Annotated in this window: 10 protein-coding genes and 2 tRNA genes; 2 read left to right on the top strand and 10 right to left on the bottom strand. The window is 75.3% G+C overall.

All coding sequences use genetic code 11. The annotated features are described in order from the left end of the window. Positions 1-123 precede the first annotated feature (123 nt). Both AC0VX2_RS01780 and AC0VX2_RS01775 read right to left on the bottom strand, forming a co-directional pair. Entirely contained in the window at positions 124-1,146 is a 1,023-nt protein-coding gene (locus tag AC0VX2_RS01780) for a LytR C-terminal domain-containing protein (RefSeq protein ID WP_078025819.1), read from the bottom strand. Between the two features lie 3 nt (positions 1,147-1,149). Then, positions 1,150-1,494 carry a DUF3263 domain-containing protein gene (locus tag AC0VX2_RS01775; RefSeq protein ID WP_205805498.1) on the bottom strand — a complete coding sequence of 115 codons (345 nt, stop codon included), beginning with the start codon at positions 1,492-1,494 and terminating at the stop codon, positions 1,150-1,152. A 36-nt stretch (positions 1,495-1,530) separates the two neighbouring features. Here AC0VX2_RS01775 and AC0VX2_RS01770 point away from each other — a divergent pair, with 36 nt between their 5' ends. Beyond that, on the top strand, positions 1,531-2,208 hold the full coding sequence (locus tag AC0VX2_RS01770) for a uracil-DNA glycosylase (RefSeq protein ID WP_078025820.1): 678 nt from the start codon (positions 1,531-1,533) through the stop codon (positions 2,206-2,208). Between the two features lie 13 nt (positions 2,209-2,221). Here AC0VX2_RS01770 and AC0VX2_RS01765 read toward each other — a convergent pair whose 3' ends face one another. From AC0VX2_RS01765 to AC0VX2_RS01745, 5 genes are all read right to left on the bottom strand, one after another. Further along, positions 2,222-4,144 (bottom strand): threonine/serine exporter family protein, encoded by a 1,923-nt coding sequence (locus AC0VX2_RS01765; protein ID WP_078025821.1) that lies wholly within the window; start codon positions 4,142-4,144, stop codon positions 2,222-2,224. Positions 4,145-4,310: 166 nt separating this feature from the next. Continuing rightward, positions 4,311-4,384: transfer RNA gene (locus AC0VX2_RS01760), tRNA-Val, on the bottom strand. Between the two features lie 199 nt (positions 4,385-4,583). Beyond that, the gene (locus tag AC0VX2_RS01755) at positions 4,584-6,035 is read right to left on the bottom strand and encodes a S8 family peptidase (protein ID WP_262391091.1); all 1,452 of its coding nucleotides are present in this window, start codon (positions 6,033-6,035) and stop codon (positions 4,584-4,586) included. Positions 6,036-6,311: 276 nt separating this feature from the next. Then, positions 6,312-6,388: transfer RNA gene (locus tag AC0VX2_RS01750), tRNA-Thr, on the bottom strand. Between the two features lie 119 nt (positions 6,389-6,507). Continuing rightward, the gene (locus tag AC0VX2_RS01745) at positions 6,508-7,380 is read right to left on the bottom strand and encodes a thioredoxin domain-containing protein (protein ID WP_113913963.1); all 873 of its coding nucleotides are present in this window, start codon (positions 7,378-7,380) and stop codon (positions 6,508-6,510) included. Between the two features lie 107 nt (positions 7,381-7,487). On the opposite strand from AC0VX2_RS01745, the gene AC0VX2_RS01740 reads away from it, so the two are divergent. Further along, positions 7,488-8,789 carry a DUF4032 domain-containing protein gene (locus AC0VX2_RS01740; protein WP_113913962.1) on the top strand — a complete coding sequence of 434 codons (1,302 nt, stop codon included), beginning with the start codon at positions 7,488-7,490 and terminating at the stop codon, positions 8,787-8,789. A gap of 13 nt (positions 8,790-8,802) precedes the next feature. Here AC0VX2_RS01740 and treZ read toward each other — a convergent pair whose 3' ends face one another. The 3 genes from treZ to AC0VX2_RS01725 all read right to left on the bottom strand — a co-directional run bounded on the left by treZ (position 8,803) and on the right by AC0VX2_RS01725 (position 13,819). After that, a complete protein-coding gene (gene treZ, locus AC0VX2_RS01735) occupies positions 8,803-10,794 on the bottom strand; it encodes a malto-oligosyltrehalose trehalohydrolase (protein ID WP_475432607.1) in 1,992 nt (663 codons plus the stop codon). Then, complete coding sequence (gene treY / locus AC0VX2_RS01730) at positions 10,791-13,271, bottom strand: malto-oligosyltrehalose synthase (protein WP_357012147.1); 2,481 nt, start codon at positions 13,269-13,271, stop codon at positions 10,791-10,793. The genes treZ and treY overlap by 4 nt, the downstream gene beginning before the upstream one ends. Positions 13,272-13,333: 62 nt before the next feature. Further along, positions 13,334-13,819 carry a hypothetical protein gene (locus AC0VX2_RS01725; RefSeq protein ID WP_063190217.1) on the bottom strand — a complete coding sequence of 162 codons (486 nt, stop codon included), beginning with the start codon at positions 13,817-13,819 and terminating at the stop codon, positions 13,334-13,336. Positions 13,820-13,822: the final 3 nt, after the last annotated feature.

The following is a 13,822-nucleotide window of genomic DNA, read 5'->3' as shown; positions in this document are numbered from 1 at the left end:
GGGTCCGCAGTGCGGGGCCCGCCCTTCCGCGGACGGCGGACGGCCCCCGGCAGAACGCCTCGGAAGGCGCCCCGCCGGGGGCCGGAAAGGGTGCGCGGCCGGCACGGCCGCACGACGGGCGGATCAGCTGGTGACGACCACCGCGATACCGTTCACCTGCAGGTTCGGGGTCTGCATGACCGGGAAGCCGAGCTCCTTGCCGACCGCCTCGGCGGCGGCCTTGTTGGCCGAGCCGTTGTACAGGACGGTGGAGGACTGGATGCCGTAGCCGCTCCAGTTCTTCGCGTCCACCGAGGTGTAGCCGGCGCCCGTGAGCCGCTGCGCGTAGGAGGCGGCGAGGCCCTGGGTGCGGGTCGCGTTGTACACGGTGACGTGGGTGCCGCGCACGGCCGCGGACTGCGCGGCTGCACGAGAGCTCGACGCGGCCGCAGACTGCGCGGCCGCACGAGAGCTCGACGCGGCCGCGGACTGCGAGCGCGAGGCCTCCGCCGCGGCGGCCGAACGGGACGCGGCGGCGCGCGAGGACTCCGCCGCCTGGACGGCCGCCGCCGACCGGGACGCCTCTGCGGACTGCGCGGCGGCCTCGGAACGCGAGGCCTCCGCCGCCTGTGCCTCGGCGGCGGCACGGGACGCCTCGGCGGACTGCGCGGCGGCTTCGGAACGCGAGGCCTCCGCCGCCTGTGCCTCCGCGGCGGCCCGGGACGACGCGGCAGCCTGGGACGACTCGGCGGCCTCGGCGGCAGCCGCCTCCTGCGCCGCCCGCGAGGACTCGGCCGCGGCCGCGGAACGGGACGCCTCCACCGCGTCCTCGGACGGGGTGGCGGACTCGGTCGCGGACGCAGTCGACGCCGACGCGGAGGACGCCGAGGAGGACACGGACGACGCCGACGTCGACGGCGCGGCAGCCGGGGCCGTCGTCGAGCTCTCGGCGGCGACGGGCTCGGAGCGGTCGCCGGTGAGCCACGGCAGGACGACGCCCACGAACAGGCCGGCGAGCAGGACGAGGCCGGCCACCCAGAGCAGCGGGCTCAGGCGGCGACCCCCGCCCGTGGCGGTCGCGCCGGCGACGGCGAAGGACTCGCGGTGCGCGCCGCGCTGGTCCGTGTACTCGGGGACCTCGTCGAAGCGGTCGGGCTGGTAGGCCATGGGTCAGTTCTCCTGGCGGGAAGCGGGCGTGGACGGCGCCGGATCCGCGGGCCCCCTCCGGGCCCGGCTGCGGGTGCCGCGCTTGCGCAGCAGCCGCGTGACCAGCAGGGGTCGGTAGGCCAGGGCGGCCTCACGGTCCAGCAATCCGTTCAACACCTGATAATAGGCGGTCGGAGACAGCCCCAGACGCTCACGGACGGCGTGGTCCTTGGCCCCGCCGTACCGCCAGGTGGCGGCCTCCAGGTCCAGGACCGCACGCTCCAGGTCCGTCAGCTCGTCCCGCCGCGCCCGCGCGCGGGCACCCTCGTCCGGGGCCGGATCGGGCGAGACGGGCGTGGGGTGGGACATGGCGGCCACTGTACCCACCCGGTCTACCCTCGGGGCATGGAGTTCATCGCGCCCCTGGATCCGGGCTGGGAGGCGGCCCTCGCCCCGCAGGCCGCCGCGTTCGAGCAGGTCGGCGAGCGGCTGCGGGCCCGCCGGGCGGGCGGAGAGCAGGTGCTGCCCGCACCGGAGCACATCCTGCGGGCGTTCCGCCAGTCGTTCGCGGACGTCCGCGTCCTCGTGCTGGGCCAGGACCCCTACCCGACGCCGGGCCATCCGATCGGCCTGAGCTTCGCGGTGGACCGCCACGTGAGGCCGCTGCCCCGCTCCCTGGCCAACATCCACCGGGAGCTGCACGACGACCTCGGCATCACCCCGCCCGCCCACGGCGACCTCTCCGCGTGGACGGACCAGGGCGTGCTGCTGCTGAACCGCGCCCTCAGCGTGCGGGCCGGCGCACCCGGCAGCCACCGCGGCCTCGGCTGGGAGCAGATCACGGAGGCCGCGGTGCGAGCTCTCTGCGCGCGCGGCACCCCGCTCGTGGGGCTGCTGTGGGGAGCCGACGCGCGGCGCATGGCGCCGCTGCTGACGGCGGCGGGGGCCGGCGTCGTGGAGTCCCCGCATCCCTCTCCCCTGAGCGCCCACCGCGGGTTCTTCGGCTCCCGGCCCTTCAGCCGGGTGAACCGGCTCCTCGAGGCGGCCGGCGCGGCCCCGGTGGACTGGCGCCTGCCCGACTGAGCCGGGCCGCCGGTCAGCCGCGCTGGTGCATCACGAGTTCGGTGGGCAGCAGCGTGCCCATCCGGTCGGTGATCGGCTTGGCCAGGGTGTTGCCGAAGGCGACGCCGGCCGCGATCGCCACGACGATGACCGCGGCGTTGAACAGTCCCTCGACGCCCAGCAGCGTGGCCCCGGTCTCCACGGTGAACCCGTAGACGGACCGGAACATGGTGAGGCCGGGAAGCAGGAACAGCATGGACGGCAGGACGATCACGAGCGCCGGGGCCGCGAGCCGCTGGGCCACCAGGCGGCCGAGGAACCCGACCGCCGCCGCGGCGACCGCGGGCACCAGCCGGTCGCTGACCCCGACCTGCTGCGCGGCCAGGTACGCGCCGAAGCCGGCCCCGGACACGAGACCGCAGGCCAGGATCTGCGGCCACCGCGACTGCTCCACCACCGCGTCCGCCATGCCCGCGGCCACCACGAGGCCCAGCAGCAGCAGCGGCGGATAGCTCAGCGTCCCCGCCTCGGCCAGGTCCAGCTGTTCGAATCCCACGAGATCCCCGATGCCCACGGCGATCATGATCCCGGCCATCACGCCGGCGAACACGAGCAGCGCGGAGAGGAAGCGGCCCGCCGCGGTCACCGGGAAGCCGTGGATGGCGTCCTGCACCGCGGTGACGAACCTCGCCGTGGGCAGGAGCATCATGATGCCGCCGGCGATCACCAGCGCCGGGTTGACCGGCAGGTCGAGGGCGTGGGCCATCAGCGCGATCACCGTGGCCGTGATCGCCCCGAACATGGTGGAGAAGATCTCCGGGAAGCGCGCCTTGTCCGCCTGGATCTTGAGCCAGAAGACCAGCCAGGTGGAGACCATGCCCAGGGCCGCACCCGTCCAGGTCCCCCCGATGAACGGCACGAAGCAGGCCACGAACACGCCGGAGAAGAGGACCTCGAAGACGGCGGGGAACGGCTTGGGCTGATGCCGGATCTCCACGAGCCGGCGCTGGGCCTCGGCCCGGTCCACCTCGCCCGCGGCGATCTCCTCGACCAGCCGGTGGACGGCCACGAGCCCCTCGAAGTTCACCGAGGACGAGCGGACCACCCGCTGGAGGGTGAACGGTGCCTCGCCGCGTGAGGAGTCGGGCGCGTAGTTCAGGGAGATGGACTGGTTGGTCAGGTCCACCTCGGTCTCGAGGATCCCGTAGGCCTGTGTGGCCACGATGATCGAGGTCTCCACGTCCAGCGAGGCCGCGCCGAAGCTGAACATGGTCTCACCCAGCTTGAGGGCGAAGTCCAGGGTGGTGCGGGCCTCGAGGGCCTGCGCCTCCGCGCGGCGCTGCTGCAGCGTGGAGCGCATGCGGCGCCCGTACGGCGAGGAGTGCAGGCGGTCGGCCAGCACGAGCGCCTGCGTCGGCAGGTTCTCGACGAAGACCTCGCGGGAGCGCCGGCCGCGCCGACGCCCGCGCTTCTCGGGCGGGCCCACGGGGACCACCGGGTCCGGGACGGTGATGTCCGGCGCGGGGATCACGTCCGGGGCGGGCAGGGCGCCGTCGGCCTCCGCGGGGGCCAGGACGGAGGTGGGCACCTGCTCGGACAGCGGCGGCTCGGTCAGGGGCGCGTCCGCGGCCGGCTCCGGCAGCGTCTCCGCGTCCGGCTCGGCCGATTCCTCCGGCTCCGGCTCCGGCGCCGGCGCCGGGGCCGGATCGGCGGCGGCGGGGCGGACCACGGGCGGCAGCGGCTCCGTCGGCTCGACGGCGACCGCGGCCGGGTGGGCCGACTCCGCCGGGTCGAGGTCGAGCAGGCCGGGGTCCTCCGGGTCGAGCGCGAGGTCGCCGACAGCGGCGGCGTCCTCGGCACCGGCCGGGCGCAGCACGGGGATGAGCGTGGGGACGGCCGGGGGCTCCGCGATGAGGGGGTCGAACCGCGCCGGCTCCTGGGTGCCCTCCTGCTCCATGCGGCTCACCCTCTCCTTCCGTGTGCGGGCGCTGGACGCGCCACGGCGGTGGGCCGAGCCCCGCCGACGCGTCCATCCAACCACGCCGGCACCTCCCCCGCCGGGGCCGTCGGCACCGCGGCCCGGGGACGCGAAAGGGCCCTCCCGGAGGAGGGCCCTGCTGCGGTGGATCTTACTGGACTCGAACCAGCGACCTCTCGCGTGTGAAGCGAACGCTCTAACCAACTGAGCTAAAGATCCAGGCGTCGCCCCATGGGGGTGACAACTCGAAAAACGATACCTCAGGCGGCGCCGCCTGTCCACCCGGGCGACGGCCACCCCGCGCACGGCGGAGCGGCCATCGAGAGCCGACGAGCACGTCAGGCGTCGGTCAGCGTGGCGCCGGGCTCGAAACCGCCCTGGGCGACCAACGAGGTCCCGGCGCCCGGGCGGGCTCCGGTCAGGAGCTGCCACCGAGGGAGGAGACCGCCCTGGCGGCGTCCGCCAGGCCGGCGCCGCAGCCCGCGGAGCAGGTCACCGGCATGGAGCGGGCCGTGGACCTGAGGGTGGACTCGACCTGGGCCGGGGTGAGGCTCGGCCGCTCGGCCAGCAGCAGGGCGGCCAGGCCCGCGACGTGCGGGGTGGCCATCGAGGTGCCGTTGTAGGCGGCGTGGCCGGCCGTCGTCGGGGTGGTGGCGCCGTTGTTCACGGTCGAGATGATGTTCGCGCCCGGGGCGGTCACGTCCACGGCGGAGCCGTAGTTCGAGAACGAGGCGCGGGCGCCCTGCGAGGTGGAGGCGGCCACCACGATGGTGTTCCGGCAGTTGGCCGGGCGCACGTTGGCGGCGGGCTGGTTCTCGTTGCCCGCCGCCACGACGACGGGCACGCCGCGGGAGACGGCCGCGTTGATCGCGTTCTGGTAGGTGGTGCCGCACGTGCCGGAGCCGCCGAGGGACATGTTGATGACGTCCGCCGGGTTCGGGTTGGCCGGCACGCCCGCCACGGTGCCGCCGGCGGCCCACACGACCGCGTCGGCGATGTCGGACAGCGAACCGCCGCACTTGCCGAGCACGCGGATGGGCTGGATCTTCGCGTTCGGGGCCACGCCGACGACACCCTGGGAGTCGGCCACGGCCGCGACGGTGCCCGCCACGTGGGTGCCGTGCCACGAGGAGTCGGAGGCACCGGCGGTGCCGCACTCGCCAGCGGCGTACCAGTCGCCCTCGTCGCGCGGGTTGGAGTCGCGGCCCCCGCCGTCGCGCGCCGCCCTGCCGTCGGAGATGAAGTCGTAGCCGGGCACGACGTTGCGGTCGAGGTCCGGGTGGGAGGTGATGCCGGTGTCGATGACGGCCACGGTCGCACCGGAGCCCGTCGTGCGGTCCCACGCCCCGGGGACCCGCATGCCGTGGGTGCCGGTGAAGCCCCACTGCTGCGAGTAGAGGGCGTCCACGGGGCTCAGGCCGGTGGCGGTGAGGATGGCGTCCGGCTCCACGGCCTCGACCGCCCCGGAGGCCTTCAGGTCGGCCATGAACTTCGCGGACTCGGCCTGATCCAGCTTGCGGTCCGCCTTGACCACGCGGGAGCCGAGCGCGGTCTCACGCAGCTCCTTCACGGAGACGCCGGCCTCCTTCGCGGCCTTGCCCCAGGCGTTGGCTCGGCCCTTCGCGTGGGCGGTGGCGGCGGTCTCCTTGTAGGTGACGATGAAGGAGTCGTAGCCGTCGGCGTTCGGGTCCTCGACCTGCGCCGCCGCCAGGGGCGAGGCGGCGGTCGGGGTGGCTGCCGGTGCGGCGGGGGCGTCGCCGGAGGGGGCCGCGAGCGCGGGGGACGAGGTCAGGGTCCCGCCGGCGAGGACGGCGCCGGCCACGAGGGCGCCGATGCGGCGGCGGGTGCTGCGGAGTGGGGAGGACTGCACGGGATCTCCTCGGAGTTCTGGGCCACCGGACGCGGGTGCCCGAGGGGCTCGGGCCGGGGTGACTGGGATCACGGTAAGGTCACGATTCCGTCACGACGAGGCCCAGGGTCGAAGTCTGGCGGATGGTCGAGGCATCTCTGGCGGATCCGCCAGCCAAGCCCGGCGGATGGCCACGGGCGCGCACAGCGGCGCCCCAGCGTCGGCCCGCGCCGGACACGACGACGGCGCCGCGCCCTCCCGGCGGAGGTGCGCGGCGCCGTCGGGCCCGCGGTGGGGTGGAGCCCCCTGCCGGATTCGAACCGGCGACCTGCTGTTTACAAGGCAGCTGCTCTGGCCAGCTGAGCTAAGGAGGCCTGCGGCCGGCGCCCGGGGCGCCGCGGCCGGCCCTTTCAGCGTACAAGGCCCGGGCGGACGGCGCGGGGCGCCCCCTGCGTGGGGACGCCCCGCGGACCTCGGCGACGGGTCAGCCGGGTCAGCCGGCGATCTTGGCGCCCGCCCAATCGGCGAAGGTCTTGTCCTCGCCGTCGAGGGCCCAGTTCTTCCCGTCCACGAACACGGTGGGAGTGCCGGCCACACCGGCGACGCGCGCCTGGCGGGTGGTGTGCTCGACCGCGGAGCGGAACGTGCCGTCCTCGACGCAGGAGGCGATGTCCGCGCCGTGCTCCTGCGCGAGCTGCGTGAGCGCCGCGTTGTCCAGGCCCTTGCCCTGGTGCTCGTCGTAGGCGGCGAACAGGGCGGACACGAAGCCGTTGTAGGCCTCGGGCTTCTGGTCCGCCACGCAGTACGCGGCGTTGGCGGCGCGGGCCGAGTAGTTCTGGTTGTTCGGGGCGCTCAGGTAGTCCACCATCCGGTACTCGACCGTGACCTGGCCCTGCTCGAGCCACTGCTCGATCTGGTCCCCGTTGGTGGACTCGAAGTCCGCGCAGTGCACGCAGTTGAAGTCCGCGTAGAGCACGATCCGCGTCGGCTCACCGTCACCACGGGCCTCGGTGTTCGGCAGGGTCTCGGGCTGAGAGCTCGCGGCCTGCTTCGGCACCTCGATCTTCGAGGGGTCGACCTCGCGTTCTCCCGCGCCCTCCGCCAGGTCCGTGGCCGAGGTCAACTCGATGCCGCCCTGCTCGTTCGCCACGGCGGGGATGGGGCCGGCGGCCGCGGCGTCGTCGCCGTTGCGGTTGAGCACGAACGCGACGACGAGGCCGATCACGAGCACCACCGCGAGGACCGAGCCCCAGATGACGCCGGTGCGGCGGCGACTGTCCTTCCTGCGCTGCTCCTCCTGGATCTGGCGGGCACGCGCACGAGCGTCCGTCGCCGAGGTGTGCGAGCCTGACGTGTTCCGGGCCAAGGGTCCTCCTCGTGGGGCAGTCGGTCCGGGTCGAGCACCGGAGCCGGCGGGCAGCGGGCGCGCCGCGCCAGGCGAGCATAGCGGCCCTGTCTGAAAGGATCGTGACCATGGACACCGCCGAGACCCCCTCCCCCGTCGATCGACTGACCATCACGGGCGCCCCGTCGGGGGACGCGACCGAGGACCCGGCGACGTCTCTGCTCGCCCTGCCCTGGGCGCTCCCCCTCGAGACGTGGCCGCGTGAGGTGCTGGCGGCCCTGCCGCGGGGCATCTCCCGTCACGTGGTGCGCTTCGCCCGGGTGGGCGGGGGCATCGTGGCGGTGAAGGAGACCACCGAAGAACTCGCGTTCCGCGAGTACCGGCTGCTGCGCCGGCTCGAGCGGAGCCCGGCGCCGTCGGTGGTGCCGGTGGCCGTGGTCACCGGACGCACGGAGGACGACGGCACGCCCCTGCCCGCCGCCCTCGTGACCCGGCACCTGCGCTTCTCCCTGCCGTACCGCGCCGTGTTCTCGGAGCGCCTCGAGCGCCGCACCCTCGTGCGGCTCATGGACGCGCTGGCGACCCTGCTCGTGGAGCTGCACCTCGAGGGGTTCTTCTGGGGTGACGTCTCCCTGTCCAACGTCCTGTTCCGGCGCGACGCGGGCGGGTTCGCCGCCCACCTGGTGGACGCCGAGACCGGCGAGCTCCGGCAGCGGCTGTCCACCGGCCAGCGCGAACACGACCTGGACGTGGCCGCCGTGAACGTGGGCGGCGAGCTGCTGGACCTGCAGGCCAGCGGGCTGCTGGACCCGGAGGTGGACCCCGTCACCACGCCGGACCTGCTCGTGGCCTCCTACCGACGGCTGTGGGACGAGCTGACCGGGCCCCTGCTGTTCCCCCGCACCGAGCCGTGGCGCCTGGACCGCCGCGTCCGCCGCCTGCAGGAGCTCGGCTTCGAGCTGGCCGAGTACTCACTGCGCGCCGCCGACGCCCCCGGGATGATGATCGCCCGACCCGTCGAGATCCACGCGGGCTACCACCGCCGTCGGCTGACCCGCCTCACGGGACTCGAAGTCCAGGAGAACCAGGCCCGGCGGCTGCTCGTCGACATCGAGGCCGCCCGCCGGGAGTGGGACCCGTACATGGACATCGAGGCTGCGGCGCACCGCTGGGTGGTGGAGGTGTTCGACCCCGTGGTCCGCTCGGTGCCCCTCGAGCTGCGGGCCAAGCTCGAGCCCGCCGAGGTGATGCACCAGCTCCTCGAGCACCGCTGGTACCTCTCCGAGGCCCGCGGCCAGGCCGTGCCCCTGCAGGAGGCGGTGGACTCCTACGTGGACACGGTGCTGCGGACCCGCCGCGACGAGGACGCGGTGGCGCTGCACCCCACGACCACCATGCTGCGCGCCGTCCCACCCGCGGACGCGGACTGACGCCGGCCGCGGCTCAGCGGCGCAGGAGCAGGAAGCCGGGGGCCGGGACCGCCGCCGGCACCGCGCCGGGGCCGAGGGGGCCGTCGTCGCCGTGGCCGGCGAGGAGCTCGGCCCGCGTCAGGTCCGCGGGCACGGGCAGCGGCTCCGCGCCGAGGGCGACGAGCAGGATGACGTCGGCGTCCTCGCCGGCGCGGGTGAGACGCACGTGGCGCCGGGCCGCGTCCACCTCGGCCCGGACGCGGTCGCGGCGGGGGTCGGTGAGCTGAGGCAGCGTGCGGCGCAGGCCGATCAGGGTGCGGTAGGCGGCGAGCACGCGCGCTCCCCGACCGTGGCCGTCCCCGCCGCCCGCGGCCTCCGCCCAGTCCAGCACGGCTGCCTCCCGCGTGGCGGGGTCCTGCGGGTCGGGGACGTCGGCCGGGTCCCAGCCGTGGGCGGCGAACTCGCGGCGACGTCCCTGCCGGACGGCGTCCCCGAGCTCGGGCTCGCGGAACGAGGTGAAGAACGGCCACGGCGTCGAGGCCGCGAACTCCTCCCCCATGAAGAGCATCGGCACGTGCGGGCCGGTCAGCAGAAGGGCGGCCTCGGCCGCGAGCGCGCCCTCGGACAGGGCGGCCGCGGTGCGGTCGCCGCCGGCACGGTTGCCCACCTGGTCGTGGTTCTGGATGCTGGCCACCCACGCGTGGTTGGGGACAGCCTCCGGCACGGGGCGCCCGTGGTCACGGCCGCGGAAGGTGGAGCGGGTGCCGTCGTGGAAGTAGGTGCGCTCCATGACCTTGGCCACCGCCTCCAGCGGGGCGAAGTCCGCGTAGTAGCCGTGGGTCTCCCCCGTCGCGGCCACGTGCAGGGCGTGGTGGACGTCGTCGTTCCAGGCCGCGGCGAGGCCGAGCCCGCCGGCGTGGCGGGGCAGCACCAGACGCGGGTCGTTGAGGTCGGACTCGGCCAGGAGGGGCACGGGTCGGCCGGCACGGGCCGCGATCCCGTCCGCGAGCGCGGCCATCTCCTCGAGCAGGTGCACGGCGCGGGCGTCCCGCAGGGCGTGCACCGCGTCCAGGCGCAGCCCGTCCACGCGCATCTCCTCGAGCCAGAAGCGGACGTTGTCCAGGACGAGCCGGCGCACCTCGTCCGAGTCGGCGCCGTCCAGGTTCAGGCCGTCGCCCCAGCCGGTGCCGCCCTGACCCAGATACGGCCCGAACACCTGCAGGTAGTTGCCGGAGGGGCCCAGGTGGTTGTGCACGACGTCCTGGACCACGCCGAGGCCGGCGGCGTGGGCGGCGGCCACGAAGCGGCGGTAGGCGGCGGGGCCGCCGTAGGACTCGTCGACGGCGAACCACGCCACCCCGTCGTAGCCCCAGTTCCGCGGCCCGGAGAAGGAGTTCACCGGCAGCAGCTCGACGTGGGTGACCCCGAGGTCCGTCAGGTGCGGCAGGCGGGCGATGGCGGCGTCGAGGGTCCCCTCGGCCGTGAAGGTCCCCACGTGCAGCTCGTAGAGGACGGCGCCGCGCAGGCCGCCGCCCTGGGGCGCGGCCGGATCGGACTCCACCCCGGGCGGCCCAGCCCAGCCCTCGTCCGGCCACGCGAAGACGCGGCCGGCGACGTCGCGGCGGGAGGGCCCGTGGACCGTGTCGGGCTGGCGGCGGGAGCGGGGGTCCGGCACGGGGTCCGCCCCGTCCACGCGGTAGCCGTAGCCGGGGTCGGCCGGCGGCTGGGCGGCGTCGAGGCCAAGGGCGGCCAGCGGGTCCTCCGTGGGCGTCCACCAGCCTCCGGCGGCGGGGGCCATGGCCACGACGGCGGCGACGGGCCAGCGGTCCTCGGCGTCGTGCAGGGCGCCGGGCTCGGTGTCGACGAGGACGAGGTCGACGCTCTCGGCGTGCGGCGCCCAGACGGCGTAGGGGATGGCGCGCGCGGCGTCGACGGCGGCCCGCTCGGCCGCGGCGGGGTCCACGGGGTCGGAGCCGATCGGGTGCAGGCCCGGGGCGGGGGCGTCGGCCGGACGGGGCTCGGTCACGGGGCGGTCCTCTCTCGGCGGTCGGACGGGGCGTGCGCCGGGACGAGCAGCGCGACGGGCAGGGTGCTGAGCAGTTCGTCGAGGCGCACGGCGCCGCGCGCGTCCGGGTGGACGGGGTGGCCGGTGACGGCGTCCTCCCACCGCCCAGCCGGCACGGTCACGACGGTCTGGCCCCAGCCACCCGCGGCCGCGAGGCGGACGGGCCAGCGCGTGGCCACGGCGAGCGCCCCGCCCCGGTCGAACGCGATCGCGTGTTCGGCGGCGGGGCCGGAGACGTCGAGCGGGCGGTGGCCGGTGAACAGCTCGGGCCGGTCGCGGCGGGCGCGCAGCACGCCGGCCACGACGGCCAGCTTGGCGGCGGCGGGGTCGTCGAGGCCGGGCGTGTGGCCGGCGTCGAGGCGGTCCAGCAGGTCGGCCCGGGCCGCGAAGTCCACGGGGCGGCGGTTGTCCGGGTCCACGAGGGTGGGGAAGGGCACCTCCGTGCCCTGGTAGACGTCGGGGACGCCGGGGGCGGCGAGCTGGACGAGCTTGTGGCCGAGCTGGACCACCAGGCCGGGCTCGGCGATGCGGTCCGCGACGGCCTGGAGCACGCCCCGGGCAGGCCCCTCGGGGGAGGTGACGGCGGCGGCGAGTGCGGCGAGCCGGGCCTCGAACTCGGGGTCCTGGTCCGTCCAGGTGGTGGCCAGGGCCGCCTCGCGGGAGGCCTTCTGCAGGAAGCCGAGGATCCGCTCCTCCTCCGGCGTGGTGCCGTCCGTGGGCCAGACCCCCACGATGGACTCCCAGAGCAGCCGCTCCGCGTCGGGGTGGCCGAGCGGGTGGAGGCGCCTCAGCTCCGCGAGCTCGGCGGCCCAGCGGTCGGGCTCCTCGGCGAGCACGGCGATGCGGGCGCGCACGTCCTCGCCGCGCTTGGTGTCGTGGGTGCTCAGGGTGGTCATGGCCGTCGGCCAGGCGGCCTGGCGCGCCTGCTGGGCGGCGTGGAAGTCGGCCAGGGACAGGGCGACGTGGGAGGGGTCTCCGCCGACCTCGTTCAGATTGGCCCACCGGGTGTACCGGTAGAAGGACCGGTCCTCGACGCCCTTGGCCATCACCATGCCGGAGGTCTGCTGGAACCGGCGGGCCACGGGCGAGTCCGGGTCGGTCAGCTCGGGCCGCAGGTCGCCGAGCACGTCGGCGAGGGCCGGCTCCGCCGCGGCCGCGTCCGCCAGCGCGCCCTCGAGCACGGCCAGGCCCACGGGCAGGTAGGTGCGGTACACGGGCAGCCGGGCCAGCACAGCGGCGAACGCGGCGGCCACGTCCTCGTCCGGGTGGGCACCGAGGGCGTGCACGGCGCGGACCTCCCGGACCAGCCGGGCGGTCTCGGCCGCGAGGGGGCCGGTGGCCACGTCGTGCTTGGCCCGCACCACGGCCTCGTCCCACTCCCGACGACGGCGCGCGTCCTCGGCCGCATCGCCGGCGGCCTCGGGGTGCATGAAGACGCGTTCGACCTCGCCGAGCGCGTCGTAGCCGGTGGTCCCGTCCACGGGCCAGTCCGCGGGCAGCGCCTCACCGGGCTCGAGGATCTTCTCCACCACGAGGTAACCCTCCGGCAGGACGTGGGAGCGCAGGCGCCGCGCGTAGCCGGCCGGGTCCGCCAGGCCGTCCGGGTGGTCCACGCGCAGCCCGTCCACGAGCCCTTCGCGGACCCAGCGGGCGGGTTCGGCATGGACGGCGTCGAAGACCTCGGGCTCGTCCACCCGGACGCCCGCGAGCGTGGTGACGGTGAAGAACCGGCGGTAGTTCAGCTCGGCGTCGCCGCGGCGCCAGCCGACCAGCCGGTAGTGCTGACGGTCGTGCACGGCGCGGGCCAGGCGGGACCGCTCCGGGGTCGGCTCCTTCGCCGGGTCCGCCTCCGCGAAGACCTCCGCGGCGCGCAGCCCGGTCTCCGCCTCGGCCGCCTCGAGCGATCCGGGGGCGAGGGGGTAGACGTTGTCCCAGTAGCGCAGACGGCCGCCCTCGGTGTCGACGACGAGACGGTCCAGCTCCGCGTCCGCGTCCCCGTCAGGACCGTCCCCCAGCACGGGGATGAGCAGAGACCCGCCGCCGGCCGCCCAGTCCACGTCGAACCACGCCGCATGCGCCGCCTCGGGACCGTGGGTGAGCACGTCCCACCACGCCGGATTGGCCCGGGGCGTGGCCACGCCCACGTGGTTCGGCACGATGTCCACAAGCACGCCCATGCCCGCCTCGTGCGCGGCGTGCGCGACCGCATCCAGCCCCTCGGCCCCGCCGCGGGCGGCGTCCAGCCGCGTGGGGTCCACGACGTCGTACCCGTGGTCGGAGCCGGGCTCGGCCTCGAGCAGCGGCGAGAGGTAGAGCCAGTCCACGCCCAGGCGCCGCAGATAGGGCACGAGCCCGGCCACGGACTCCAGCGGCAGATCCGGGCTGACCTGGAGCCGGTAGGTGGACGCGGGGGCGGAACGGACGGTCGAGGTGCTCACGCGGCGACGCTAACAGAGGCCCCCGACGCGGCATCAGGCCCGACGGACGGCGGCGGACGCGGTCACGGGGCCGGACGCAGCGGCAGGTCCTCGTACTTCTCCGGCGGGTTGTGGAAGATGTCCTCGCCGACGAAGGGCTCGCCCGAGGGGTCGACCAGGACCATCTCGTCCCGCAGGACGGTCCCGTCCGGCTGGGTGAGGTCGATGATGAACCCCGTGCCGGACTGGCGGATGCGCTCGATCGAGGTGTAGCCGTACTTGGCCGTCAGGTTCTGACGCAGCGTGTCCAGCCCCGCCAGGTGCGTCCCCACACCCACGCTGGCCAGCACGGCCGCGACCGCCAGCATCACGGCCCCCACCCGGCGCTGCAGCCGGGTGTTGTCCAGGACGTCCACCTCGGTGTTGCGTCCGTGCTCGTCAGCGTGCCGCCGGTGCCGGCGCTCGCGCCAGATCCCGGCGGCCAGCAGGATGCCGCCGACGACGAGCGCGAGGGCGGCCGCCCAGTAGGCGAGCCAGGGGGTGAAGAGGTTGACGGGCGCGAAGGTCATGCC

This window comes from Micrococcus sp. iso_239 (assembly GCF_056173395.1).
This window is presented reverse-complemented; position numbering and strand designations above follow the sequence as displayed.